Annotated in this window: 21 protein-coding genes, 1 tRNA gene and 1 pseudogene; 6 read left to right on the forward strand and 17 right to left on the reverse strand. The window is 68.6% G+C overall.

The features are described from left to right. Positions 1 to 17 precede the first annotated feature (17 nt). From KY572_RS12845 to eno, 4 genes are all read right to left on the reverse strand, one after another. The gene (locus KY572_RS12845) at positions 18 to 1199 is read right to left on the reverse strand and encodes a hypothetical protein (RefSeq protein ID WP_224242870.1); all 1182 of its coding nucleotides are present in this window, start codon (positions 1197 to 1199) and stop codon (positions 18 to 20) included. 57 nt (positions 1200 to 1256) lie between these two features. Then, complete coding sequence (locus tag KY572_RS12850) at positions 1257 to 2042, reverse strand: LysM peptidoglycan-binding domain-containing M23 family metallopeptidase (RefSeq protein WP_407659953.1); 786 nt, start codon at positions 2040 to 2042, stop codon at positions 1257 to 1259. 179 nt (positions 2043 to 2221) lie between these two features. Then, positions 2222 to 3010, reverse strand: coding sequence for a 5'/3'-nucleotidase SurE (gene surE, locus KY572_RS12855; RefSeq protein ID WP_224242871.1), 789 nt, complete (start codon positions 3008 to 3010; stop codon positions 2222 to 2224). Between the two features lie 6 nt (positions 3011 to 3016). Further along, positions 3017 to 4312, reverse strand: a complete 1296-nt coding sequence (gene eno, locus KY572_RS12860; RefSeq protein ID WP_224242872.1) for a phosphopyruvate hydratase — start codon at positions 4310 to 4312, stop codon at positions 3017 to 3019. A 101-nt stretch (positions 4313 to 4413) separates the two neighbouring features. Here eno and KY572_RS12865 point away from each other — a divergent pair, with 101 nt between their 5' ends. Further along, positions 4414 to 5577, forward strand: a complete 1164-nt coding sequence (locus tag KY572_RS12865; protein WP_224242873.1) for an ADP-ribosylglycohydrolase family protein — start codon at positions 4414 to 4416, stop codon at positions 5575 to 5577. Positions 5578 to 5679: 102 nt separating this feature from the next. On the opposite strand, the gene KY572_RS12870 is transcribed toward KY572_RS12865, so the two are convergent. From KY572_RS12870 to KY572_RS12885, 4 genes are all read right to left on the reverse strand, one after another. Next, a complete protein-coding gene (locus KY572_RS12870; protein WP_224242874.1) occupies positions 5680 to 5856 on the reverse strand; it encodes a hypothetical protein in 177 nt (58 codons plus the stop codon). Between the two features lie 377 nt (positions 5857 to 6233). After that, positions 6234 to 6659 carry a type II toxin-antitoxin system RatA family toxin gene (locus KY572_RS12875; protein ID WP_224242875.1) on the reverse strand — a complete coding sequence of 142 codons (426 nt, stop codon included), beginning with the start codon at positions 6657 to 6659 and terminating at the stop codon, positions 6234 to 6236. A 39-nt stretch (positions 6660 to 6698) separates the two neighbouring features. After that, positions 6699 to 7664: a class II fructose-bisphosphatase gene (glpX, locus tag KY572_RS12880; RefSeq protein ID WP_224242876.1), complete on the reverse strand. Its 966-nt coding sequence runs from the start codon at positions 7662 to 7664 to the stop codon at positions 6699 to 6701. Between the two features lie 31 nt (positions 7665 to 7695). Continuing rightward, complete coding sequence (locus tag KY572_RS12885; protein ID WP_224242877.1) at positions 7696 to 8097, reverse strand: acyl-CoA thioesterase; 402 nt, start codon at positions 8095 to 8097, stop codon at positions 7696 to 7698. Positions 8098 to 8194: 97 nt separating this feature from the next. Here KY572_RS12885 and KY572_RS12890 point away from each other — a divergent pair, with 97 nt between their 5' ends. After that, entirely contained in the window at positions 8195 to 9823 is a 1629-nt protein-coding gene (locus tag KY572_RS12890; RefSeq protein WP_224242878.1) for an alkaline phosphatase family protein, read from the forward strand. Positions 9824 to 9867: 44 nt separating this feature from the next. On the opposite strand, the gene nadC is transcribed toward KY572_RS12890, so the two are convergent. The 4 genes from nadC to KY572_RS12910 form a co-directional block, all read right to left on the reverse strand. Further along, entirely contained in the window at positions 9868 to 10713 is an 846-nt protein-coding gene (nadC, locus tag KY572_RS12895; protein ID WP_224242909.1) for a carboxylating nicotinate-nucleotide diphosphorylase, read from the reverse strand. Positions 10714 to 10760: 47 nt separating this feature from the next. Further along, complete coding sequence (locus KY572_RS12900; RefSeq protein ID WP_224242879.1) at positions 10761 to 14231, reverse strand: valine--tRNA ligase; 3471 nt, start codon at positions 14229 to 14231, stop codon at positions 10761 to 10763. A 52-nt stretch (positions 14232 to 14283) separates the two neighbouring features. Beyond that, complete coding sequence (locus KY572_RS12905) at positions 14284 to 15612, reverse strand: response regulator (RefSeq protein ID WP_224242880.1); 1329 nt, start codon at positions 15610 to 15612, stop codon at positions 14284 to 14286. Between the two features lie 115 nt (positions 15613 to 15727). After that, a complete protein-coding gene (locus KY572_RS12910; protein ID WP_224242881.1) occupies positions 15728 to 16543 on the reverse strand; it encodes a chemotaxis protein CheW in 816 nt (271 codons plus the stop codon). Between the two features lie 49 nt (positions 16544 to 16592). Between KY572_RS12910 and KY572_RS12915 the strand changes: the two genes are divergently transcribed. Beyond that, positions 16593 to 17954 carry a GGDEF domain-containing response regulator gene (locus KY572_RS12915; RefSeq protein ID WP_224242882.1) on the forward strand — a complete coding sequence of 454 codons (1362 nt, stop codon included), beginning with the start codon at positions 16593 to 16595 and terminating at the stop codon, positions 17952 to 17954. 15 nt (positions 17955 to 17969) lie between these two features. Here KY572_RS12915 and KY572_RS12920 read toward each other — a convergent pair whose 3' ends face one another. Further along, the gene (locus KY572_RS12920) at positions 17970 to 18365 is read right to left on the reverse strand and encodes a demethoxyubiquinone hydroxylase family protein (protein ID WP_224242883.1); all 396 of its coding nucleotides are present in this window, start codon (positions 18363 to 18365) and stop codon (positions 17970 to 17972) included. Between the two features lie 130 nt (positions 18366 to 18495). On the opposite strand from KY572_RS12920, the gene sinK reads away from it, so the two are divergent. Beyond that, the gene (sinK, locus tag KY572_RS12925; RefSeq protein ID WP_224242884.1) at positions 18496 to 20013 is read left to right on the forward strand and encodes a hybrid histidine protein kinase/response regulator SinK; all 1518 of its coding nucleotides are present in this window, start codon (positions 18496 to 18498) and stop codon (positions 20011 to 20013) included. 91 nt (positions 20014 to 20104) lie between these two features. On the opposite strand, the gene groL is transcribed toward sinK, so the two are convergent. Both groL and KY572_RS12935 read right to left on the reverse strand, forming a co-directional pair. Then, a complete protein-coding gene (groL, locus tag KY572_RS12930) occupies positions 20105 to 21754 on the reverse strand; it encodes a chaperonin GroEL (protein ID WP_224242885.1) in 1650 nt (549 codons plus the stop codon). Between the two features lie 144 nt (positions 21755 to 21898). Next, on the reverse strand, positions 21899 to 22255 hold the full coding sequence (locus tag KY572_RS12935) for a response regulator (RefSeq protein ID WP_224242886.1): 357 nt from the start codon (positions 22253 to 22255) through the stop codon (positions 21899 to 21901). A 101-nt stretch (positions 22256 to 22356) separates the two neighbouring features. Here KY572_RS12935 and KY572_RS12940 point away from each other — a divergent pair, with 101 nt between their 5' ends. Next, positions 22357 to 23430: a metallopeptidase family protein gene (locus KY572_RS12940; RefSeq protein ID WP_224242910.1), complete on the forward strand. Its 1074-nt coding sequence runs from the start codon at positions 22357 to 22359 to the stop codon at positions 23428 to 23430. A gap of 61 nt (positions 23431 to 23491) precedes the next feature. Then, positions 23492 to 23590 (forward strand) — tRNA-Sec (locus tag KY572_RS12945). Between the two features lie 237 nt (positions 23591 to 23827). Here the strand turns inward: KY572_RS12945 and KY572_RS12950 are convergent. After that, positions 23828 to 24049: pseudogene (locus KY572_RS12950) on the reverse strand (transposase); the annotation flags it as partial. Positions 24050 to 24613: 564 nt separating this feature from the next. Further along, on the reverse strand, positions 24614 to 25867 hold the full coding sequence (locus KY572_RS47755; RefSeq protein ID WP_224242888.1) for a HEPN domain-containing protein: 1254 nt from the start codon (positions 25865 to 25867) through the stop codon (positions 24614 to 24616). Between the last annotated feature and the right edge of the window lie 44 nt (positions 25868 to 25911).

Genomic DNA, 25911 nt, shown 5'->3' on the forward strand with positions numbered 1-25911 from the left:
GAAGGGGGCTCCGGACTTCAGAAGTGATACGCGACGCCGGCGGTGAGATCGAGATTGATCCCATCTCCGAGCCCGCCGTCCGTCAGGCCGAGCGTGGCCTGGGCCAGGTTGGTGCCAGCCTCGAGGTGAAAGCCCACCCGGCCCGCGATGAGGTACTCGGCGCCGAAGAAGCCCATGACGGTGGGCAGCGCGCCCGTGGAGCGGAAGATGCCGAACTGCCCGAAGGACAGCTGCACCCCGAGCCCCAGGCCCCAGTACGGCCGCAGGGAGTGCTCCAGGCGGTAGTAGTGCCGGGCGCCCAGCACGCTCGGCAGCACCCGGAGGCTCCCCTTCTGGCCCTCCTCCGTGCTGCGAACGAAGGAGAAGCCAATCTGGAGGAAGCCCACCCACTCCGGGTGGAAGGCATAGCCCACCTCCAGATCGCCACCGGGGTTCAGCGCCGCCAGGTTGGAGATGAAGCTGTTGTTGATGCGCAGCCCCAGCACCAGGCCACTGCCCGGCGTCTCCCGCGCGCTGCCCAGGAGCGGGCGGGCCGCGGCGGTCTTCCCCTCGGGAGCCAGCTCGACGAGCAGCTGCTCACCGACGGCCTCGGTGATCCGCAGAAGGTCCTCGCTGCTGGAGGCCTCGGCGCGGGGCCGGGCCAGGCCGCGCCCGGTGAAGGTGTCCAGCAGGCTGACGGTGAGCAGGTAGGTGCCACCGAACTGGTCCAGGCGTCCGGTGACCACGTAGCGGGCGCCCACCGCGTTGGACAGCTCCTCCAGACACGTGCCCGAGGAGCACGGCCCCGAACCCAGCAACTGCCGCTGGCGCTCGGTGCTGAGCATGGTCTCGATGTCCCGCTGCGTCAGGACCTTGAGCCTGGGAGACTCGGCCAGCCGGCTCGCGATGAGCGCGGCGATGGCGGGCGCGGACTCCTGGGCCGCCTTGTTGGACTCGAGCGAGAGCACCGCCACGGTGGGGATGGCCGAGGACTTGTCCGGCTTCGCGGTGGCAGGGGCCGGAGCAGCAGCCTCCTCGCCAGGCGCGGGCGCAGGCGCGGGCGCGGCGGCCGGAGGCGCGGGCTGAGCCTCGGCGGGAGCAGCGGGCTCGGAGGAGCTGGGCGGCGAGGAAGACGAATCATCGGCGGGAGCTGGCGTCTGGGCGCGCGCACCCGTCGAGAGCAGCAACGTGACGAGAAACAGGGAGAGAAGGCGCTTCACCGGCGACACTCTAGGAGAATCGGCGCCTGAGGCCATCCCCCTCCCCGCCTGCCTGCCTCACGAGGCTGGGAGGGGCCCCAGGTAGTCGGCCGGGTCCACGGGCTTGCCGTCCACGCGGACCTCGAAGTGCAGGTGGGGCCCCGAGGTGCGCCCGGACTCTCCCACCGTGGCGATGACCTGGGAGCGACGCACCGTCTGCCCCGTCTTCACGCGCAGATCCCGGTTGTGGGCGTACAGGGTGATGAGCCCATTCGTGTGCTGGACGATGACGATGAGCCCGTAGCCGCGCTGCTCGCCCGCGTAGAGGACGGTGCCCTCCTGGGCCGTCTTGACCGGAGTCCCCGCGGGTGCCGCCAGGTCGATGCCGTCATGAGGCTCCCGGCCCTTCTTGCCGAAGCGGCCGTACAGCACGCCTCGAAGCGGCCAGTCGAGCATCCCCTTGGTCGCCGGCTCGGGACGTGAGGCGGCCTTCCCGGGGCGCGAGCTCGTGGGACGGCTCGACACGCGAGGTCGCGGAGGCATCTCCACCCGGCCCGCCACGGCAGGAGCCCCCGCGCCTCCCGTCGCCGGCCGGCTGGCCTCACCGCTGGTGGAAGGAGCCGCCGCCACGTCCCACTCCAGATGCGGCTCGGAAGGTTCCAGCTCGGGCTCCACGGTGGGGATGAGCAACTCCTGGCCCACGGAGAGGCTGCGCGGGTCCTTGATGCCATTGGCCGCCTGCAGCTCCTCCACGGTGATGCCGTACTTGCGAGCGATGCGGAACACCGTCTCGCCGGGAGCCACCTTGTGTCGGACCGAGACGAGCTCCGGCTCGGGGTGCCCAGCCCTCAGCGAGATGGGCAGCGCCGCGGCGCCCCCGGAAGCAGCAGGAGCCGAAGGCTTGGACGCCGAGACCTCCGAGGGCGAGGGAGGCGCCTCCCGCCCTTCTGGACGGGAGGCAGCCCTGGAGCTGGCGCACCCGGTGGCGCCGAGAACGAGGAGGAGCGCCAGGACCGCTCGACTGACGCGCCGCCCCGCCAACCTCACCCACCCGACTCGACGCGCCGGAAGCCCTCGAGCGTCCAGCTCGCCACATCGGCCATCCGGCCAGAGTCCGTCAGATCGAAGTGCAGCGGCGTCACCGACACGCGCTTGTCGAGGTGGACGGCGTTGCAGTCGCTGCCAGGGATGTCCTCGTGCTCGTACTCGCTGCCCCCGATCCAGTAGTACTTCCGGCCACGGGGGTCGACGTTCTCCACCACGGAGTACCCGTACGAGTGCCGCCCCAGCCGGGTGACGACGTAGCCATCCGGCTCCACGCCGCCGGGGATGTTCACGTTGAGGAGCATCCTCGGAGGCAGGGGCCGGGCGAGCGCGGCGGCCACGAGCGAGCGGGCGAACCGCGCCGCCGGCTTGAAGTCGAACGGCGCGGAGGACGCGAGGCTGAAGGCGATGGCGGGCACCCCGAGCAGGGCTCCCTCCATGGCCGCGGCCACCGTCCCCGAGTAGGTGACGTCATCCGCCAGGTTCGCGCCGTGGTTGATCCCAGAGACCATGATCTGGGGGCGATCATCCTTGAGGAGGTGGTTGATCGCCAGATAAGCGCTGTCGGTGGGGGTACCATCCACCGCGAACCAGCGCTCGCGGATCTCCTTGATGCGCAGGGGGCGGTGCAGGGAGATGGCGTGCGAGGCCGCGCTCTGCTCGCGGTCCGGAGCCACCACCCACACCTCCCCCAGCGGGCTGACGGCTTCCACGAGGGCCTGGAGGCCCTCGGAGAAGTACCCGTCATCATTGGAGACCAGGATGCGAGGACGTCGTGTCGAAGTCACCGCGCCTCACTTCGCCTGGGTGCCCTTGATGGCCGTGCGGCCCGCGTAGCGCGCGCCCGCGCCCAGCTCCTGCTCGATGCGCAGCAGCTGGTTGTACTTGGCCACGCGGTCCGAGCGCGACGCCGAGCCCGTCTTGATCTGCCCGCAGTCGAGCGCCACCGCCAGGTCGGCGATGGTGGTGTCCTCCGTCTCGCCCGAGCGGTGGCTCATGATGGAGGTGTACCCGGCGCGGTGCGCCATGCGCACGGCGTCGAAGGTCTCCGTCAGCGAGCCGATCTGGTTCACCTTCACCAGGATGGAGTTCGCGGTGCTGGTCTGGATGCCGCGGCTGAGGCGCTCCACGTTGGTGACGAACAGATCGTCCCCCACCAGCTGGATCTTCCCGCCCAGCGTCTCGGTGATCTTCCGCCAGCCCTCCCAGTCGTCCTCGGCCATGCCGTCCTCGATGGAGACGATGGGGTAGCGCTCGCACAGGCCGCGGTAGTAGTCGATGATGCCGGCCGAGTCGTACTCCTTGCCCTCGCCCTTGAGCTTGTACTTCTTGCTGGCCTTGTCGAAGAACTCGCTCGCGGCCACATCCAGCGCCAGGTAGATCTGCTCGCCCGCCTTGAAGCCGGCCGCGCTGATGGCCTCCATGATGAGCTTGAGGGCCTCCTCGTTGGCCGGCAGGTCCGGGGCGTAGCCGCCCTCGTCGCCCACGCCGGTGGCGAACTTGCGGCTCTTGAGGATCTTCTTCAGCGCGTGGAACACCTCGGCGCCCCAGCGCACGCCCTCGGCGAAGGAGGAGGCGCCGGCGGGCACCACCATGAACTCCTGCACGTCCACGCGGGTGTCCGCGTGCGCGCCGCCGTTGAGGATGTTCATCAGCGGCACCGGCAGGGTGCGCGCCTGCAGGCCGCCCACGTAGCGGTAGAGCGGCAGGCCAAAGGCCTCGGCCGCGGCGCGCGCGGTGGCCATGGACACGGCGAGGATGGCGTTGGCGCCCAGCTTGCCCTTGTTGGGAGTGCCGTCCAGCTCCCGCATGCGCATGTCCACGGACACCTGGTCGGTGGCGTCCATGCCCATGAGCTCGGGGGCGATCGTCTCCATGACGTTCGCCACGGCCTTCTTCACACCCTTGCCCAGGTAACGGTTCTTGTCCCCGTCCCGCAGCTCGAGCACCTCGTGCTCGCCGGTGGAGGCGCCGGAGGGCACGGCCGCACGGCCACGGGCCCCACCGGACAGATGGACCTCGGCCTCCACGGTGGGGTTGCCACGGGAGTCGAGCACTTCACGCGCCAGGACTTGAGCGATCTCGGTCATGGCGCCGGGTTCTAGAGGACGCTCCCCACGCTCGCAAGCTTGCACACCGTTCTCGCTGCTACAGTGTCCACCTGTGAAGCCCCTCCCCCTCCCCATCCGCCATGCCCCCGCCGCCACGCCGTAAAGGTCCCCAGGGGCCCGATCCCTTCCCCGCCCTGCGCAGCCGGGGTGCCCTGCTCGGCCTGGCCATCGGAGATGCGCTGGGCGCGCCGCTGCGCGGCCGCAACCTCATTGCCCCGCTGTTCCCACAGCTGGCGGACGGAATGCGTCGCGCGCCCACCGCCAGCATCATCAAGCCCCGGCTGCCCAAGGTGGAGGAGGCGCCAATGGAGCTGCAGGAGTTCCCGGAGGAGGGCATCCCCGAGAATGTCCCCCTGGAGCCCCCCGTCCTGGAGCTGCGCAAGGGCCAGGTGACGGACGAGACCCATATGGCCTGCTGCCTGGCGGCCAGCCTGCGCGAGGTGAAGAGCTACAGCGCGGCGGATGCCGCCCGCCGCTACCGCGCCTGGAAGGCCCACTCCTTCGACATGAGCGAGTACCTCCGCGAGGTGCTGGACGAGATGGACTCCGGCATGGCGGTGCTCGGCGCCGGGCGCCGCGTCTGGCTGCGCACCTACCGCCGCTCGTGCACCAACGGGAGCCTGGCCCGCACGGCCCCCATCGGCGTCTACTTCGCCAAGGATGACACGGCCCGGATTCAGGCCTCCTTCGAGGACTCCGCCCTCACCCACTACGATCCGCGCTGCCAGCTCGCCTGCGTGGCCCTCAACGCGGCCATCGCCAAGGCCATCACCGGCGGCGCGACGCTGGAGCCCAAGGAGCTCATCACCGCGGCGCAGACCGGGCTCTCCGTGGGCGCCCCGCTCCTCGCCCGCTCGCTTGGTGATCTCATCGAGGAGATAACGTTCGCCAAGACGCTCCTCATGGCGGACCTGGAGGCGGCCCAGCAGCCGGACCCCATGCTCTACGGGCCCGAGCTCCACCTGCACCGCCAGTACGGGCACGTGCGCACCGCCTTCCGGCTCGCCTTCTGGGAGCTGCTGCACGCCCCCAGCTTCGAGGCCGGGCTCATCGATGTGGTGAATCGCGGCGGTGATGCGGATGCCCACGGCGCCATCACCGGCGCGCTGCTGGGCGCATTCCACGGCGAGGAGGCCATCCCCGCCGATTGGAAACGCACGGTTCTGGAATCCATGAGCACGGTCCGCGGGCCGCTGTGGAACCTCTACCACCCGCGACACCTGCTCACGCTGGTGCAGGCCTAGGCGGGCGGCCCACCAGAAAGCACGAAGCCCGCGAGAGGCAGTCCCCAGGGGGACACGCCTTCCGCGGGCTCATGGCCACGCCGAGACCGGTGAGACTCGGCCTCAGAGGTCGATGACAACGACGCCGCGCTGCGGCTTCTCGTCGTCGTCCGTCTCCGTGCTGCGACGGTGGGGACGATCCGGAGGGACCGGCAGCGGCAGCTCCACCGCGGGGCGCTCGCGATCCTCGCGACTGCGCTCGCGGCGCTTGATCTCTTCGATGATGAAGGCGTCCAGCATGGGTTCGCTCTCCCTCAGCCTACATACCCCGGTGTACGCCCGCCACCCCAACCCCGTTACAGGCCTTGTCCCCTTTAGATGCAAGTTAAGGTCCCCCGTTCCGCTGGGAGTACAGCCCTTGCTGACTGGCCCGCTGCTCGTTCACCGCCCGACATCGAAGCCACACCCCTGTGTGCCAGGAATGTCATGGTTGGCATCCGACCCACCGCCACTGGGTACGTTGATTCTAATGCAGTCGTGGCGGCCCGCAAGCCGTCCAACCTGCACCCATGGGCATGGCCATCCCGCCGCGCAACCCCGCTAGAACAGGGGCCGAGCGTCCGCCTGCCCCAGGTGAGTCCAGGCTCCGGCGCGGATGACGCAGTGAGCCATGGGGATCAGGTCGTCTCCGCCCGCTTCTTGAAGGCCTCGAGCATCTTGGGGAGGTTGCCCTCCACGAGGGTGTTGACGATCGTCTTGGGGACCAGGGCTCCGAGCGCCATCTCGACGGTGTAGGTGGCCTTGGTCTTCCCCTCGCCGGCGGGCTCGAGCACCCAGCTGCCCTTGTTGTCCTTCATGAACTCGCCCTCCACGAAGGTCCAGGACACGCGGTGGGGCCGCTCCTCCTTGGAGCGGATGGTGTACTTGACGGTCTTGATGACGTCGACCTTGTAGTGGACGTTGACCTCGTTGCCCTGTCGGTTGGAGGTGCGGATCTCCTTCACCTCGGAGAGGAACTCCGCGTACTTCTCGTACTGGATGATGGTGTCGAACACCTTCTCCACGGGGGCGTTGATGACGATCGAGCGGGTAGCGCCAGGCATGGTGTGACTCTCCGAAGCGAGTAGCAGGCAGTCGAGCCGTTAGAGAATGTACCCCGGCTTCTTGTCGAACTTGTGGACGGATTGCACGAAGCGGACGGTGCCCGTCTTGCTGCGCATGACGACCGAGTGCGTCTCGCAGCCGCCGCCGAAGAAGCGCACACCCCTGAGGAAGTCGCCGGAGGTGACGCCGGTGGCGGCGAACATCACCTCGCCCCGGGCCAGCTCCTCGGCCGTGTAGATCTTGCTGATGTCGGTGATGCCCATCTTCCTGGCGCGATCGATCTCGCCCTGGTTGCGCGGCACCAGCCGGCCCTGCATGTCGCCGCCCACGCAGCGCACGGCCGCCGCGGAGATGACGCCCTCGGGCGCGCCGCCGATGCCCATGAGCACGTCCACGCCCGTCTCCTCGAAGCAGGTGGAGATGGCGCCGGCCACGTCCCCGTCCTCGATGAGGCGGATGCGCGCGCCCGCGGCCCGCACCTCCTTGATGAGGTCCACGTGCCGCTCGCGGTCGAGGATGACGACGGTCAGGTCCTCCACGTAGACCTTCTGCTTCTCCGCGATGGCGCGCAGGTTCTCCGTGGGGGTGCGCCGCAGATCGATGGCGCCCCGGGCGCGGGGGCCCACCGCCAGCTTCTCCATATAGGTGTCCGGGGCGTTGAGCAGGCAGCCCTTGCCGGCCATGGCGACGACGGAGATGGCGCCGGGGCGGCCATAGGCGGCCAGGTTGGTGCCCTCCAGGGGATCCAGGGCGATGTCCACCTCGGGGACGCCCTCGGAGCGGCGGCCCACCTTCTCGCCGATGTAGAGCATGGGGGCCTCGTCACGCTCGCCCTCGCCGATGACGACGGTGCCGTCGATGTAGAGCGCGTCGAAGGCGCGGCGCATGGCGTCCACGGCGGCCTGATCCGACTCGTTCTTGGTGCCGCGGCCCATCAGACGGGCGGAGGCGATGGCCGCCATCTCGGTGACGCGCACGGCCTCCATTGCCAGGTTGCGATCCATGTGGGGACTCCTTGGGAAGCAGGTGGAACCTTCAGGGGGACTGCTCGAGCATGCGGACGAACGCGTCCGGGAAACGCTTGGGCTTGCCGTCCCGCCCCACGCAGGCGTGGAGCGTACGGCCGGTGCACAGCACGGTGGTGGGCTCCGACTCGCGCACCACCTCGTAGGTGAAGAGGATGGAGACGCGGCGAAGTTCGCTCACCGTGGGGCGGATGAGGAGCACGTCGTCGTAGTGCGCGGGGGACTTGTACTGGCAGGAGGCCTCGACGATGGGGAGCATGTAGCCCTCGCGCTCCATGTCGCGGTAGCTGCCGCCGCGGAGGCGGAAGTACTCCATGCGGGAGAACTCGAAATAGCGGAAGTAGTTGGCGTGATAGACGACGCCCATCTGGTCGGTGTCGCCGTAGATGACTCGGAGCCGCGCTTCCACCATGCGGGCGCGGACCGTAACAGGGCGGCGGGGGGTGTCCAAGACGCTGAGGTGTCCAGTTGGTTGCTTCTGACCATCTGGCGGCGAAGATGCCCCTTCTATGGTGCGCCCTCTCGCCCTGGCCCTGGTCCTTGCCGCCCTCCCCGCGCTCGCGAAGCCGCCGCGGCTCACCCTGTTCATCACCGTGGACGCGCTGGGGTCGGACCTGCTGCTGCGTACCCGCCCGAAGTTCAAGAGCGGGATGCGTCAACTGCTCGACGGAGGAGCCTTCTTCCCCAACGGCCGCTACGACTACGCCAAGCCGCGCACGGCGCCGGGGCACACCACCCTCATCACGGGCGCGGACCCCTGGCGGCACGGCATCGTCGACAACCGGGTCGTGGACCGGAGCACGGGGGCCCCCGCGAGCGTCTTCAAGGACGAGGCGCACCCGGTGCTGGAGGTGCCCCTGTCCGTGGCCACGGGAGGGGACACCAGCCCGCTCAACCTGATGGCGGAGACGCTGGGGGACCGGCTGCGGATGACCTCGCGAGCGCGGGGCAAGGTGGTGGCGCTTTCAGGCAAGGGGCGGTCGGCCATCGCGCTCGGGGGCCGGCTGGGGCAGGCGTACTGGTTCAACGAGACGGTGGGGAAGTACGTGACCGGCACCTGGTACACGAAGGAGTTCCCCACGTGGCTGAAGGACTTCAACGCGCGCGGGCTGGCGGACAAGTACTTCTCGCAGCAATGGACGCTGCTGCTGCCCAGGACCGAGTACCTGGGCGAGGACGATCGCTCGTACGAGGAAGAAGGGCCCGGGCTGGGCCGGGTCTTCCCCCACCCGCTCAACGGTGGGCTGCAGGCGCCTGGGCCTCGCTCGTACTCGGCGCTGGCGGCCTCGGCGTTCTCGAATGACCTGCTCGTGCAGGTGGCGAAGGCGGCGCTGGAGGGAGAGGCCCTGGGCAAGGACGAGGTGCCGGACATCCTCGCGGTGAGCTTCAGCGGCACGGACCTCGTCTTCCACGCCTATGGCCCCTACTCCTGGGAGATGCAGGACACGCTGTATCGGCTGGACCGGGCGGTGGGCGAGCTCGTCACCGCCGCGGAGCGGGCCGCGGGAGGCCGTGCCAACCTGCTCATCGTGCTGACGGCGGACCATGGAGGCGCGGCGGTGCCCGAGCACTGGGCCTCCGAGGGTGTCCCCGCCCGGCGGTTGAACCCGAAGGAGCTGGCGCAGGGGCTCACGCAGGAGCTGCGGACCCGCTTTCCGCAGACGGACATCACGGCCATCCAGGAGGAGTCGGACCTCTACCTGATCGGGAAGGCCCTGGACGATCCCAAGCTGGATGGAGCGGCGGTGCGACGGGCCGCGGCGGCCTGGCTCGCGAAGCAGCCCGGCATCGCGACGGCGGTGGCGAGGGATGACCTCCACACCGCGCCGGACGTGGCGGGGCTCCTGGCGCCGGTGCGCCGGGGCTACTACCCGGGGCGCAGCGGGGACGTGCTCATCGTGCCGCAGCCGTTCCAGGTGATCAGCAGCATGCCGGCCGGCACCAACCATGGGACGCCGTACAGCTACGATCAGCAGATCCCGATCGTCTTCGCGGGCAAGGGAGTGAAGCCCGGGACGTACCTGCACGCCATCAACGCCATGGACGTGGCGCCCACGCTCGCTGCGATGATGGAGATGGGAGCCCCTGCCTCGGCGGAAGGCCAGCCTCGGACCGAGTTCTTCAGCAACGGCCGTTAACACCCCGGGACATCATCCCGGGGCGCAGGGGGCTGCCCCGACGCTCAGCCCCGGCGCTTGCGGCTGGCCTTGGCGCCCTTGGAGCTTCGAGTCGTGGCGATCTCCAGCGACAGGTCCATGGCCCGCGCCGAGTGCGTCAGCGAGCCCATGGAGACGAAGTCCACGCCCAGCTTGGCCAGGCGCGGGAGCCGCTCCAGGGCGACGCCGCCAGAGACCTCGAGCGGCACGCGGCCAGCGGTGATCTCCACCGCCTTGCGGATCTGCTCGTCATCCATGTTGTCGAGCATCACCACGTCCGCGCCGCCCTCGATGGCCTCGACGAGCTGCTCGAGGTTGGTGACCTCGATCTCGATCTTCACCAGTCGCGGGGCATTCGCCTGGGCGCGGCGCAGGGCCTCCCGGATGGAGCCGCCGACCGCCGCGATGTGGTTGTCCTTGATGAGGATCCCATCGAAGAGGCCAAAGCGGTGGTTGGAGGCGCCACCGAGCCGGACGGCCTCCTTGGACAGGCCACGCATGCCTGGAGCTGTCTTGCGCGTGTCGAGCACCTGGAGCTTGGAGCCACGCACGGCCGTCCGGGCCTGCTGGGAGAGCGTGGCGATCCCGGACATGCGCTGCACGATGTTGAGCGCGGTGCGCTCTGCGGCGAGCAGCGAGCGCAGCCGGCCGGAGACCTTGGCCGCCACGGCCTTGGGCTTGAGCTCCGTGCCATCACGCTGGAGGTGCTCGACCTTCACCTCGGGGTCCACGTAGTGGAACACCCGGGTGAACGCCTCGAGCCCCGCGAGGACCAGCTGCTCCTTGGCCACCAGCTCTCCGGAGCCCAGCGCGTCGGGAGGCACCAGGGCGTTGGAGGTCACATCCCCCGCAGCCCCAAGGTCTTCGTCCATCGCGAGCTCGATGAGGCGGTCGAGGTAGTCCTTCAAGTCCTGTCTCCTTAACGCCGAGCCTTCTTGGCGGCGGCCTTCTTCGCCGGGGCCTTCCTGGCAACGGCCTTCTTCGCCGGAGCCTTCCTGCCCGGAGCCTTCTTGGCCGGAGCCTTCTTGGCCGGAGCCTTCTTGGCCGGAGCCTTCTTGGCCGGGGCCTTCTTGGCGGCAGCCTTCTTGGCCGGGGCCTTCTTGGCAGCGGCCTTCTTGGCCGGAGCCTTGGTCGCGGCAGCCTTCTTCGCCGGAGCCTTCGGCGCGCTCTTCGTCGCAGCGGCCTTCTTCGCGGGGGCCGCCTTCTTGGCCGGGGCCTTCTTGGCGGCGGCCTTCTTCGCCGGAGCCTTCTCGGCGGCAGGGCTGCCTTCCTCACCCTGCTTGGCCTGCTCGAACTCGCGCTTCGCGTCGTCCACGAGCCCCATGCTCATGTACGCGACGCCCAGGTCCTCATGGTCCTTGGCGGTCAGCCCTTCCTTGGTGCTCTCACGAAGCTTGTTGAGCGCGTCGGTGATCTGCGGGTTCACGATGTCGGAACCCTCCTCGAGCTCGCTCTTCAGCTCCTTGCTGAGGTCCACGGCGCCCTCCGCTGGGGAAGAAGGCGGGGCCACCTTCACCTGTCCCGTCTGGGGGTTGGCGAGCGTGTCCTCTGCTTCCGGCTGCGTCTCCTGGTTCTCGGGCATGGGGGCCTCCGGGGCCAAACGATCGAGGTTTTCCTGCAGTTTCGCCTTGCGGGCCTTCAGCTCCTCGACCCGGGCCCGGTCCTTCTCCACCACATCCGGCGGGGCCTTGGCGACGAAGTTCGGGTTCTCCAGCTTGCGCAGCACGCCGGCCAGCTCCTGGTCCGCCCGAGCCAGCTCCTTGCCCAGACGGTCGCGCTCGGCGTCCACGTCGATGAGCCCGGCCAGCGGCACGTAGATCTCCAGCTCCGAGCCCACGTAGGCGGCGGCCTGCGGAGGCTTGCGCCCGGGCGGCTCCACGCGCATGTCGGACAGGCCGGCCAGCGGCATCAGGTAGCCGCGGCACCGCTCGATGGTGGCGCGCAGGGCGGAGTTGGTGCTCTGCACGTGCGCCACCAGCTTCACCGAGGGCGGCAGGTTGCTCTCGCCGCGGATGGCGCGGATGCCCTCGATGGCGGCCACCACGGGCGCCATCTCCGTCTCGGCCGCGAAGTCCGCCAGCCGCGAGTCCGGCTCCGGATACGGCGAGATCATGATCGAGTCCGCCGTGCGGTGGATGGGCAGCTTCTGCCAGATCTCCTCGGTGATGAACGGCATGAACGGGTGCAGCAGCCGCAGGATGCGCTCCAGGCAGAACACGAGCACCGCGCGGGTGTTGTCCTTGGAGCGCTCGTCGTCTCCGTAGAGCGAGCCCTTGGACAGCTCGATGTACCAGTCACAGAACTCGGACCAGAGGAACTGGTACAGCGTGGAGGCGGCGTCGGAGAAGGCGTAGGTCTCCAGCGCCAGGCGCGTGTCCACGATGGCGCGCTGCAGCCGGGCGAGGATCCACCGGTCCGCCAGCGTCAGCTCGCGCTCCCTGATGGGGCGCGTGTCCAGGCGGAAGCCGCCCAGGTTCATCAGCACGAAGCGGCTGGCGTTCCACAGCTTGTTGCCGAAGGCCTTGTAGCCGGCGACGCGATCCATCGACAGCTTGATGTCGCGGCCCTGCTGGGTGAGCGAGGCCAGCGTGAAGCGCAGCGCGTCCGCGCCGAACGCCGGCATCCCCTGGGGGAACTTGTTGCGCAGCGTGGGCGGGAGCTTGTCCGCCGGAGCGCCCAGGATGATGTCGAGGGGATCGATGACGTTCCCCTTCGTCTTCGACATCTTCTCGCCCTTCTCGTCGCGCACCATCGCGTGCAGGTAGACGGTGCGGAAGGGCACGTCGCCCATGAAGTGCAGGCCCATCATCATCATCCGGGCGACCCAGAAGAAGATGATGTCGTGGCCCGTCTCCATGACGGACGTCGGGTAGAAGGTCTTCAGCTCGGCGGTCTGCTCCGGCCAGCCGAGCGTGGAGAAAGGCCAGAGCGCGGAGCTGAACCACGTGTCCAGCACGTCCGGGTCCTGCGTGAAGTTCGTGCCGTTGCACTTGGGGCAGTGCGCCGGCTGCTGGCGCGCCACGATGGGCTCGGCCCGGGAGAAGTCCACGCCGCCCACGCGCACCGTCGGCGCGTCGATGGGCAGGTCCGTGTCATCCCCCACCCGCGGGCTGCACGCCGTGCAGTAGTAGGCGGGGATCTGGTGTCCCCACCAGAGCTGGCGGCTGATGCACCAGTCGTGGATGTTGTTCATCCACTGGAAGAACGTGTTCGTCCACGTCTCGGGGACGAACTTCGTGCGGCCCTGCTCCACCGCCTCGATGGCTGGCCGGGCCAGCGGCTCGATCTTCACGAACCACTGCGGAGACAGCCGCGGCTCCACCACCGTGCGGCACCGCTGACAGTGGCCCACGGAGAGGTTGTGCGGCTCCTCCTTCTCCATCAGCCCCTGGAGCGACAGCTCCTCGAGGACCTTCTTGCGCGCCTCGTAGCGCTCCAGCCCCGCGTAGGAGCCGGCCTCCTTGTTGGTGCGCGCGTTGTCATCGAAGATCGAGATCATCGGCAGGTTGTGCCGGAGCCCCGTCTGGTAGTCGTTGAAGTCGTGCGCGGGCGTCACCTTCACCACGCCGGTGCCGAACTCCATGTTCACCAGCTCGGCGTCCGCGACGATGGGGATCTCGCGGCCCACCAGCGGCAGCACCACCGTGCCTCCGGCCAGTCCCTTGTAGCGCTCGTCATCCGGGTGGATGGCCACGGCGGTGTCGCCGAGCATCGTCTCCGGGCGCGTGGTGGCGACGACGAGGGCCCGGTCGGTGCCCTTCACGGGGTAGCGCAGGTGCCAGAGCGAGCCCTTCTGCTCCTCGTGGTCGACCTCCAGATCGCTGAGCGCCGTGTGGCACGAGGGGCACCAGTTGATGAGCTTCTGGGCCCGGTAGATGAGCCCTTCCTCGTGCAGCCGGACGAACACCTCGCGCACCGCGGCCGAGGACTTCTCGTCCATGGTGAAGCGCTCGCGGTCCCAGTCCAGCGAGGCGCCCAGGTACTTGTGCTGCTCGCCGATGCGCTTGCCGTAGGTGTCCTTCCACTCCCAGACTCGCTTGAGGAACTCCGGACGGCCCAGATCGTGACGGCTCTTCTTCTCCGTCTTCTTCAGCTCCTTCTCCACCACCATCTGCGTGGCGATGCCGGCGTGGTCCGTGCCGGGCATCCAGAGCGCGTTGTAGCCGCTCATCCGCTTCCAGCGGATGAGGGTGTCCTCGATGGTGGCGGTCAGCGCGTGCCCCAGGTGCAGGCTGCCCGTCACGTTGGGCGGCGGCAGCACGATGCTGAAGGGCGGCTTGTCGGACGAGGACTCGGCGTGGAAGTACTTCTGCTCCAGCCAGAACTTCGACCAGCGGCTCTCGACCTCGGTGGGTTCGTAGGCCTTGGACAGCTCGATTGTGTCGGTCATCGCGGGGGGCCGGCCCGCGGGCCGGCATCAGATCAGGGTAGGCAACTCAAACTCAGTGCTGCGTCTCTCGGTCCTTGATCAGCCGATCCAGCTCCTCACGGATGATGGTCTCGGCGAGCTGCGGTACTACCTCCCAGGCGATCTTCTCGATGACTTCACGCGAAGCCTTCGAGAGCGCCTCTCGCAGCAGGGCCTCTCCGCCATCCGCGGCCACGGGCCGACGGCCCGCGGGGGCCTGCGCCGGGGCGCCAACGTCGAGGGAGATCTCCTCGGCGCCGCCCGGCTCGGGCAGGGAGTCCTCGATCGAGATGGAAGCCTCGGGCTGTCGCGGCTGCGGCCCACCCTGAGGCGCGGGCGCTCCAAGGCCGAACGGATCGCGGCCACGCGGCACGGGCTGAGCTCCCGCGGGAGCGGACGGCAGCCCCGCGCCACCCGGCGGACGCGGAATCCCACCGGGCATGCCCGGCGCGGGCGGCCCACCAGGCCCCGGCGGACGCGCCATGCCCGGCCCCGGAGGCATCCCCGGCCCCGGAGGACGCGCACCCGGCGGCGCACCTGGACCCGGCGGCATTCCCGGTCCCGGAGGACGCGGAACGGCCCCCGGAGGCACTCCAGGCCCCGGCGGACGCGCCATGCCCGGTCCCGGAGGCATCCCCGGCCCGGGAGGACGCGCACCCGGAGGCACGCCCGGCCCCGGCGGCATCCCCGGTCCCGGAGGACGCGGAGCGCCCGGCCCCGGCGGCATGCCCGGCCCCGGAGGACGCGCCATGCCCGGCCCCGGCGGCATCCCGGGTCCCGGCGGCATGCCCGGCCCAGGGGGACGAGCGCCCGGCGGCATGCCCGGCCCCGGCGGCATCCCCGGCCCCGGAGGACGCGGAACGCCCGCGGGCCCCGGAGGACGAGGCCCACCGGCGGCGGCGGGAGGAGCCTGAGGACCGGGCGGCCGCGGCGCGGGGGCGGCGGCAGCCTGCGGAGTCACCTGCGTGGCGGCCGAGGCGGGCATGGTGTTCGACTTCTGCCCCACCATGGCCTTCACCTTGTCGAGCAGCACCTGGCTCTCGAAGGGCTTGGTGATGTGGTCATCCGCGCGGGCGGCGCGGGCGCGGTTCTCGTCGAAGGCCTCGAAGGTTCCGGCCAGCAGCAGCACGGGGATGTGCTGGGTGTTCGGATCGCTCTTGAGCGCCTCGCACACCTCGTACCCGCTCTTGCCGGGCATCATCACATCGGCCAGCACCACATCCGGGCGCAGCTCACGGCAGCGGGCGATCGCATCCAACCCGTTGTCCACCGCGGTCACCTGGAAGTCCTCGGTCGCGAAGATCATCGTGATGACCTTGCGGATGGTGAGGGAGTCGTCGGCGACCAGCAGATTCTTCGGCATCGGCGTCGGGCCTCGGGGGCATCAACCCCCAGAATTCGTTGGGAAAACAGGGCGTCTGGAGACGGCGGACACCCGGTGTCAATCCGGGCAGCTTAGGGTTTGCGCTCCGGGGCAATCAAGAAAACATGTGCTGCAGATCCATGAAGAGCACGGGGCCGGGCAGTCCTGGCGCCGTGAACTCCCCGCGCTCGCTCGTCGGCTCGAAGCGCGGCAGCACGCCGAGCACTCGGGTGGCACACAGCCCCACGTTCTGACCGGCCATCTCCGTGAGGACGAAGAAGGCCTCCACCTGGGCCGAGGCGCCCAGCATCGCCGGCACCGAGAAGATGGGCCAGAGCACCTGGGCATGGGGGAAGACGCCAGCCACCGCCCCGCTCTGGACAGGTAACATACTGAACGCTTCACCCCGAGTGACGACCTGGGACACCAGGCCCAGCGGCAGCCCGAACAGGCGCCCCTGGGACTCGAAGACGAGGGCTCGCTCCGGCGGGCTGTCGAGCAGCTGGACGGGCCGGCTCGGAGACGCCGGGTTTCGCGGGACACCGCGCTGCGGCAGGGACTCGGCGATGAGCTCCAGGTAGAGCCGCTCCTTGTGGAGGATGGCGCCCCGGCTGAGCGGAGCGAGCGTCTCTCCGAGCCCCGCGGGCAGCAGGAAGAACGGGGTGCGCGCCACGTCCGCTACCTCGACGACCGAGCGGACGCGCACCGCGAGCGTGGGGCTCACGTCCAGCACCACCACCATGCCCGTCCCGCTCTCGGGCGGCCCGCCGAGCAGGACGGACAGATCCTTCACCTCGAGCATGCCTCGCAGGCTGGTGCCGTCACTGCCCGGCAGGGCCACCTCCATGACGGAAGTCGCCTCGATGGCGTAGCGCGTCTCACCCGCCTCGACGAGCAGACACAGCCGCCGTCCGCTTTCGAAAGGAGCCACGGGCCGGAGGCTAGCAGCGTCCCGGCCATTGATGGTAAGTCGCGAATCGATGGCGCGGATCCTCCTCGTCGATGACGAAAAGATGGCGCGGACCCTCTACGGGGACTACCTGCGCGCGTCCGGGCACACCGTCACGGCGGTCTGCAGGTTCGAGGAGGTCCGCGAGGCCCTCGAGTCCGCGGAGTATGACGCCGTGGTGACGGACCTCATCCTCCCCGGTGCCGACGGCATGGAGGTGCTCCGCTATACGAAGGAGCGCTACCCGGGCATCGAGGTGGTGGTGATCACCGGCCTGGACAAGGTGGACCCGGCCGTGCGCGCCATCAAGAGCGGCGCGGCCGAGTACCTGGTGAAGCCCGTGGCGCCCGAGGCGCTCCAGCACGCCATCCGCCGCGCCCTCACCACGAGGGATCTGCTGCAGGAGAACGCGTCCCTGCGCCAGTACGTCTCCCTGCTGGAGATGGGGCAGCGCATCGCCACCACGCTGGATCGCGACCGGCTGGCCATCGCCGTCTCGAGCGCGCTCGAGGCGCAGACGTGGGCCGGCGGGGTGATCCTGCTGCTGCGTGACGGAGGCCCCCTGCGGCTCCACGGCTCCGCGGGCCTGGAGCCGGAGCTGGTGTCCAAGCTCGAGCCCCTGCTCTCCGCCCAGCTGCAGGGCGTGCGCGCCCCCCGGACGCTGGAGGGGCTGCCGGTCGATCATACGCACGTGCTCACCTTCCCCGCGAGCGACGGGGAGCTGCTACTGGGGCAGATCGTCCTCTTCTTCTCCGACGCGCCTCCGGACAACCTGACGGAGGTGGCCAGCTACCTGTCGCGGCACTACGCGCTGGCGCTGCGCAACCTGGGGCGCTTCGCGGAGGTGGAGGATCTGGCCTACATGGACGATCTCACCCACCTCTACAACATGCGCTACCTGCACCTGGCGCTGGACCGCGAGGTGAAGAACGCGCAGCAGACGGAGGGCACCTTCAGCCTGCTCTTCATGGACCTGGACCACTTCAAGGCCGTGAACGACACGCACGGCCACCTGGTGGGCTCCCGGCTGCTCGTGGAGGTGGGGCGCGTGCTCAAGGGCTGCGTGCGCGAGCGGGACATCGTCGTGCGCTACGGCGGCGACGAGTACGTGGTGCTGCTGCGCAACACCGACTCGGGCGGGGCGCTCAAGGTGGCCGAGCGCATCCGGCGCACCATGGAGAACCACCACTTCGTGCCGCGCGAGGGCATCTCCATCACCCTGACCACCTGCGTGGGCGTGGCCAGCTTCCCCGAGCACGCGCGGGACAAGGGCTCGCTGCTGGACATGGCCGATCGCGCCATGTACCGGGGAAAGCGCGGCACCCGCAACGTCATCTACATGGCGGCGATGGACCTGGAGGCCACGCCCGCCGAGCGCAAGGTGGCGGGCTAGCCTCTCCGCCGGACCTCAGCGCCGCAGGGTGCCCACGGTGAGCTGCTTGGGCAGCGGCGGCTCCTGCTCAGCGCCACCCTCTGCTCCGCCCTCACCCACGGCCTCCACCGCCTCGTGCGGGGCGCCCGAGACGATGAGCTGGTACTTCCTGGAGGCCTCGCGATCGTGCTGGGCCTGCGCGGGATCCAGCCGGGCGATGAGCTGCCAGAAGAGCGCGGCATGCTCGCGCTCCTCGTCCATGACATGCTGGAGGATGGCCTTGGCCTCCGCGTTGTCCGTCGCTTCGATGTGCGCGGCGTAGAGGTTGATGGCGTCCAGCTCCGCCTCGATGTTCAGCCGGATGGACCGGGCCAGCTCGGAGTCGGAGAGCTTGCGGGGCACCAGCGAGTGGAACGGGTTGGTCTGCGGCATGTCGGTCTCCGGGGACCCGGCCAGGGGGCTCGGGTAGGGCCAGAAGCATCCGCAGGGTCCGGCCTCCGGTCAACGGATTCCGCGTCCTGTGCGTTGCGCAAGAACACAGGCTCCGCCATGCTCCTGGGGCATGGAGACTCCCGCCCCGCTCGCTCACCTCCTGCAGGCCCTGGAGGTCGGTGACCTGGCCGCAGCGAAGGCCGCGGCCGTGGCACTCCAGCGCTCGGGGCCGGGCGCCACCCAGCTCGCGGCCGAAGTCCTGCACGAGCTGCGCCAGCCACTGCTGGGAGTGAAGGCCTACGCCCAGCTACTGGCCGAGGAGACGGGGCCGGTGGGCCCGCTGAAGCTGCTGCTGGCGCAGGTGGAGCGGATGGAGCAGATCATCTCCGACTTCGTCCGCCTCTCCAGCGACCGGGCCGCGCCCCAGCAGCGCATGCCCCTGGCCACCGCCGTGTGGGCCGCGGCCAAGCTCTTCGCCCTGAACTCGGACTCCTCGCGCATCTCCCTGGAGGTGCTGGCCCCGGAGAACATCATCGTCCAGGGCAACGCGCGGCTGCTGGAGCAGCTCACCCTCAACCTGCTCAACAACGCGCGCGACGCGATGACGGGCCGGGGCCGCATCAAGTTGATGCTCACCCAGGAGGGCTCTGCGCCGGTGATGTACGTGGCGGACTGGGGCCCGGGCATCCCCCGGGAGATGCGGGACAAGATCTTCGAGCCCTACGTCTCCACCAGCAAGCGAGGCACGGGCCTGGGCCTGGCGGTGTGCCGGCGCATCGCCCAGGAGCACCGCGCGGAGATCAGCCTGGCGCCCACGGACTCGTTGCCGGACCAGCCGCCGCCCTCCACCGTCTTCCGAGTCGCCTTCCCTTCCATCGCGCCGGAGGTGCCCACCCAGCGCAAGCGGGTGCTCATCGTCGATGACGAGAGCATCATCCGCATGGTCTTCCGGGACCTGATGAGCAAGGAGTGCGAAGTCATCGAGGCGGGCACGGCCGAGGAGGCGCTCGAGTTCCTGCGCACCCAGCAGGTGGACCTCATCGTCACCGACAAGAACCTGCCGGGGCTGTCGGGGCTGGCGCTGGCGCAGCAGGCGCGGACGATGAACCCACAGGCCCGCATCCTGCTGATGACGGGCTACCCCTCGCTGGGCACCACGCAGGAGGCGCTGGAGCTGGGGGTGATGGACTACCTGCTCAAGCCCTTCGACGACATCCGTCAGGTGCGCGCGCTGATCCGCGCGGCGCTCGCGGCGCCCCCGCTGCAGCCCCGGGCCGCCACCAACAAGCGAGTGGACGTCATCGACGACAACCCCACCTCCTCGCGCATCGTCACCGAGGCGCTGGGGCGGCTGGGGCTGGAGCCGCGCCTCATCTCCACCACGGAGGTGGTGGCCATGGAGCCGCCCATGGCGGTGCTCGTGAGCTGGGACTTCACGCCGGCCTATGGCCGCAAGGCGCTGGAACTGGGCAAGGCGATGGCTCAGGGGGCGCCCTTCATCGTCCTGGTGGAGCACCTCACCATGGAGACGACGCTGGACTCGCTGCGCGCTGGAGCCATCGCCTGCCTGCCGCGGCTGCTCTTCGACGCGCCCGCGCTCAGCCGCGAGCTGTCCCGGGCGCTGAAGCTGAGCACCACCAACGCCTGAAAAAGCAGAGCCCCGGGGCCTCTCGCGAGGCAACCCGGGGCCCGCCGAGGACGGCCCGAGCTCAGGCCGTCCAGGGACCGCTACACGCGGCTCAGTAATCCATGTCGTCGCCGCCGTAGTCCGGCATGCCACCGCCGGCGCCAGCGCCGCCGCCCTTGGCCTTCTTCTTCGGCTTGTCGGCCACCATGGCCTCGGTGGTCAGCAGCAGCGAGGCGACGGAGGCCGCGTTCTGCAGCGCGGTGCGCTCCACCTTCGTCGGGTCGATGACGCCGGCCTTCTCCAGGTCCTCGTAGACCTCGGTGCGGGCGTTGAAGCCGAACGCGCCGGTGCCCTCCTTGACCTTGTTGATGACCACGGCGCCCTCGAGGCCCGCGTTGGAAGCGATCTTCCACAGCGGCTGGGTGAGGGCCTTCTTGATGATCTCCACGCCGAAGTCCTGCTCGCCGCCCAGCTTCATCTTCTCCAGGGCGCCCAGGGTGCGCAGGTAGGCCACGCCGCCGCCGGGGACGATGCCCTCCTCGACGGCCGCGCGGGTGGCGTGCAGCGCGTCCTCCACGCGAGCCTTCTTCTCCTTCATCTCGGTCTCGGTGGCGGCGCCCACGTTGATGACGGCCACGCCGCCCACGAGCTTGGCCAGCCGCTCCTGGAGCTTCTCGCGATCGTAGTCGCTGGTGACGGTCTCGATCTGCGAGCGGATGAGCTTGATGCGGCCCTCGATGTCGGCCTTCTTGCCGGCGCCGTCCACGATGGTGGAGTTGTCCTTGTCCACCGTGATGCGCTTGGCGCGGCCCAGATCATTGAGCGTGAGGGCCTCGTACTTGCGGCCCAGCTCCTCGCTGACCACCATGCCGCCGGTGAGGGTGGCGATGTCCTTGAGCATCTCCTTGCGGCGGTCGCCGAAGCCGGGGGCCTTCACGGCGGCCACGTTCAGCACGCCGCGGATCTTGTTCACCACCAGGGTGGCCAGGGCCTCGCCCTCGATCTCGTCGGCGATGATGAGCAGGGGCTTCCCGGAGCGGGCCACCTGCTCGAGGATGGGGATCATGTCCTGCATCGACGAGACCTTCTTCTCGCTGATGAGGATGTAGGGGTCGTCCAGGACGACTTCCATGCGCTCGCGGTTCGTCACGAAGTACGGAGAGACGTAGCCGCGGTCGAACTGCATGCCCTCCACCACGTCGAGGGTGGTCTCCAGGCCCTTGGCCTCCTCGACGGTGATGACGCCCTCCTTGCCCACCTTCTCCATGGCGTCGGCGATGATGTTGCCGATGGTCTCATCCCCGTTGGCGGAGATGGTGCCCACCTGGGCGATGGCCTTCTTGTCGGCGGTGGGCTTGGAGAGCTTCTTCAGCTCGGCCACGACGACCTCGACGGCCTTGTCGATGCCGCGCTTGAGGTCCATGGGGTTGTGGCCGGCGGCGACCAGCTTGAGGCCCTCCTCATAGATGGCGCGGGCGAGCACCGTGGCGGTGGTGGTGCCGTCGCCGGCCTTGTCGGAGGTCTTGCTGGCAACCTCCTTCACCATCTGGGCGCCCATGTTCTCGAACTTGTTCTCGAGATCGATCTCCTTGGCGACGGTGACGCCGTCCTTGGTGACCGTGGGGGAGCCGAAGCTCTTCTCGATGACCACGTTGCGGCCCTTGGGCCCCAGCGTGACGGCCACCGCATCGGACAGGATCCGTACGCCGCGCAGAATGGCCTCGCGGGCGGACTGGTGGAAGAAGATCTCCTTCGCTGCCATCGTAACCTCCTGGAACTACTGGGGAATGGAATTTTCGGGCGTTAGCACTCGGCCCTGGCGAGCGCCAAAATAAGGGTCAGGGCGGGGTTGTCAACACGGAACGTGTCAGGTGTGCCCGGGAGGACGGCTGGAGGGTCGGCGAGCCTACTCGGCGAAGCGCACGAGGTTGAGCAGTTGGCCCATGTCCACGGGCTTCTGGAGGGTCATCGCCACGCCCTTGCGCATGCCCCTGTCGGTGATGGAGTCATCCACCGAGGCGGTGATGAGGAGCACGGGGATGGACTGGAAGCGGGGGTCCGCCTTGAGCATCTCGGTGAAGCGGATGCCGTCCAGGTGGGGCATGAGGTAGTCGGTGATGATGAGCTCGATGCGCTCACGCTCCAAGACGTCGAGGGCCTGGAGGGCATCTCCAGCCGAGTAGACCGTGAATCCATGCCCCTCCAGGAAGTGGGAGAGGCTGGAGCACAGATTCAGGTCATCATCGACGACGAGGATGTTCACAGGGGTGCACCAGGCGTGTCCGCGCCAGGGAGGAAGCGAAGGTAACAACCGCCCTCCGCGTTGACAACGCACTGTGAGGCCTGGATATGAGGCCGTTCATGATGGGGAAGCGGACGGCGAAGCGCACGGGCCCGGGAGACATGGAGGCGCGGCTGGGGCAGGTGGCGCGTGCCTTCGAGTCAGAGGAGTTCGAGGCCGCGCTGGAGCAGGTGGACGCGCTGCTGGCGGAGGCGCCGGGGCTCCCGGAGGCGCTGCATTACCGCGCCGCGGCACTGGCGGAGCTGGGTCAGCACGAGGAAGCCGCGCAGGCCTATCACCGCGCGCTGAAGGCAAAGCCGGAGGACCTGGAGGTTCTCCTGGGAGCGGCGGATTTCCTCATCTGTCGGATGGGCGAGGACCGGGAGGCGGTGGAGGACGGACTCACGCTGTGTGTGCGAGGCCGGAAGCTGGCTGAGCGCGTGGACGATGTGGAGTTGGTGTACGAGTTCCTGCTCCTGGAGGGCATGGGGCTGAACCAGGTGGGCGAGAGCGAGCGAGCACTCGCCAGCCTGGAGGCAGCGCTGGAGCACATGCCGCGCTCGGTGGACGCGCTGGTGGAGCGAGGGATCGCGCTGTTCGAGCTGTGCCGCTTCAGGGAGGCACAGACGGCGTTCGAGCGGGTGTTGAAGGACGCGCCGGACGAGGCGTGGGCGCACCACTACCTGGGGCTGATGGCGGAGCGGCGCGGGGACATGAAGGAGGCGAAGAAGCGCTTCGGGAAGGCGCAGACGCTGATGCCGGAGGAGTTCCCGCCGCCGGTGGAGCTGTCCGAGGAGGAGTTCGACGGGGCGCTGGAGGCGGCGGTGAAGGCGCTGCCGGAGCACGTGAAGGGCTACCTGGAGAACGCCACGGTTTCGGTGGAGGACATTCCGTCGGACGAGGATCTCACGGGCCAGTCCCCTCCCCTGTCGCCGTGCATCCTGGGAGTGTTCCGAGGCACGCCGGTGGGCGAGCGCAGCGTGACGAATGCATACGATCACTTCCCGGCGGCGATCGTGCTGTACCAGAAGAACCTGGAGCGCTTCGCGAGGACGCGGGAGGAGCTCATCGAGCAGATCGGCATCACCGTGATGCACGAGGTGGGGCACTTGGTGGGGCTCGACGAGGATGACTTGTGGGAGCGCGGGCTGGACTGAGGCACAGGCAGCAAGAGCGCCGTTGACGACATCCGGTCGACGGGGCGGTAGATTCGAAGATGGTAGGGCCTCCGGATCTGGTGGCCGGCCCGGTCTTCAAAACCGGTGAGGGGCCGTGAGAGCGGTCCCTGGTGAGTTCGATTCTCATGCCCTACCGCCACCTTTTTCCCTCTGAAATCGGACGTTTGCGGTTCGTCCTCGGTGTGGACTGAATCGTCCGGACGGGTGCGCAGGCGTTCAGTCGGTTACGCCCCTTTTACGTCCCTAGGGCTCCACGGCTTCGGGCACATGCATCTGTTTCGAGAGCGTGCTGCTGAGCAACCGCGCTGAACACCTACCCCAAGAACATGACGTAGACCCGCTGCTCAACGTGGGTCACTTCTCGTCGATGGTCACCGTTCCATCGCCGGAGAGAGAGAAGCTGATACTCGTCGTCTTGCCTGGCTTGGGCACTCTGAGCCTGCCCCGAGTCTGCCTGCTTCACCCAGAGCCTCAGGGCTGACTCGGTCAAGTCCAGGTCCTTGGCTACCTGGGGCAGCGACTTCGTCCCCTCTCTCACCAGCCGGACTGCCTCCGCCCTGAACTCGGGCGTGAAACTCCGCCTCTTCCTTCGTTCCATGGGACACATCCTCTCGTGTTTCGACTCATCTGGGGTGTCCACAAAATCGGGGCAGGCTCAGAGTGCCTGTTGGGAGGGGTAGCGCTCGTCGATGAGCCTGCGCAAGATGAACTCGACCGCGCGAATCCGCATACTCGCGCCGCGCTCGGTGAGCTCGGAAACGAGGGGCATCTCTACCTCGACCTCGGGGAACTTCTGGGCAAGCTGCTGTACTCTAGCTAGCAGCCGCAGGAGTGCCAACTAGGCGGTTCGGTCATCCTGCGCGCTCCCGGGCAGGGCCCGTTTCCGGCGGATGGCCTCATGCAGGGCCTCATCTAGCCGGGTGAAGGTGTCCGCATCGAGCTGCAGCTTCTCTAGGAGAACGACGAGGATGTGCCGCTGCTTCGCGCGCGTGAGCTCGAGTGAGACGTCGGTGAGCGCTGCGGTGGGGGGAGTTCGATTTGCGCGCGCGTGAAGAGGCGTGACAAGGCGCGCACCGCAGCCTGACTGACATCTTCGAGAGAAGACATGGTCCACTCATAATACGTCCAGGCACAGGTGGGCACTGCGTCGGTCACGGATGACTCAGGGCTTCTTGCGTACCGCCGCCCCACTGCCCAATCGCCTCGGCGTCGCCTTGGGCCGCTTCGCGTGCATCGGGTTGGAGGGCTTCACTCCCCATTTGAGGTCACTGAAGAGCTTGCGGTGATCCTCATCACTCTGAAGATTGCGCTCCTTCACCCAGGCCCACAGGGAGTTTGCAACCCAGGCCGTGCGTCGGACAACGTCCCTGACGAATTGAAAGTCGTCCAAGAGGCTAGAGGCCCTGCCATGCGCCACGGCACTCCGCCCCTCATAGATCTTCTTCATGAAGTAGTCATAAGCTTGCTTGCGCTCGTCTGGGTTGGAGTGCAGCAAGGCGTATCTCTCACCGAGGATCGCTCCGGGCCCTCCCCCGCTCTCCCCGAGAAGGGCTTCCAAGGCAATGCCTAGAGCCAGGATCGACTCATGCTCGCTCGATGACCAGTAAGCCCTGGCGTACCACTTCGCAGAGATCCGAAATCTCCTGGCGATAGGCCCTTGATCCGACATTACCGCCACGATGTTGGCCCGCCGCTCATCGTCCTGGAGAAGATCCTCCAGCGGCCATGGATCTTCTCCGTACCAGTAGTGCCGAGTTCCACCGGGCACACGTGACTGGATGTAGATGGAGGCGGCGAGCTCATTCAGGACAGGCTTGCAGGTCTTGCCAATGCTCTCAAGGGCATGTCGGTCTACTCGAAGCCCTCTGATTCCTGGGCGGAAGACATCTCCCCGCAGGCTGTAGAGCCCCCGAGACTCCAAATTGGGCTCGAACAGCAGGGACAGCTCGACGAGGTCTTCGAATACGGTCTCAGCGACTTTGTGGGCTCGTTCTCCTGCTGAAGGCACCACGACCGCTATGACGACGGGTGGCTCCCGCGAGGCATCCATCTCTGCAAGAGCGCTCTTTTCCCACCACCAGACACCGGCCTCCGCAAGAGAGACAGGGGAGCCATAGACGCCCTCCAGCGCAGTCATCCACTCACGACCCAGGCGTCCTAGCACAGCCTGACCGACGACCAAGGGGGGCCCCTTCCAGCCCACGTGGGAGACTGGGAACACGACGACCGTCGGTCCAGGGAGAGTCAGGCGCTCAAGTCGCTTCCCCAGCGCGTCTCGGACGAGTTGCTCATCAGCATCCATGGGGAGCGTCGCGACCATGGAAGCGACGACTCCCCAGACCTCCTTTTCGTCCCAGAGCGCCCGAAAAGAGGCCTGCTTGAGGAAGCTCTCGACGGCTGACTCAATTGCCTCCACGCCTCTTCGTGCGAAACGGACGACCCGCTTATCGTCGAATGGAA

Origin of the sequence: Hyalangium gracile, assembly GCF_020103725.1 — a bacterium.
GTDB lineage: Bacteria > Myxococcota > Myxococcia > Myxococcales > Myxococcaceae > Hyalangium > Hyalangium gracile.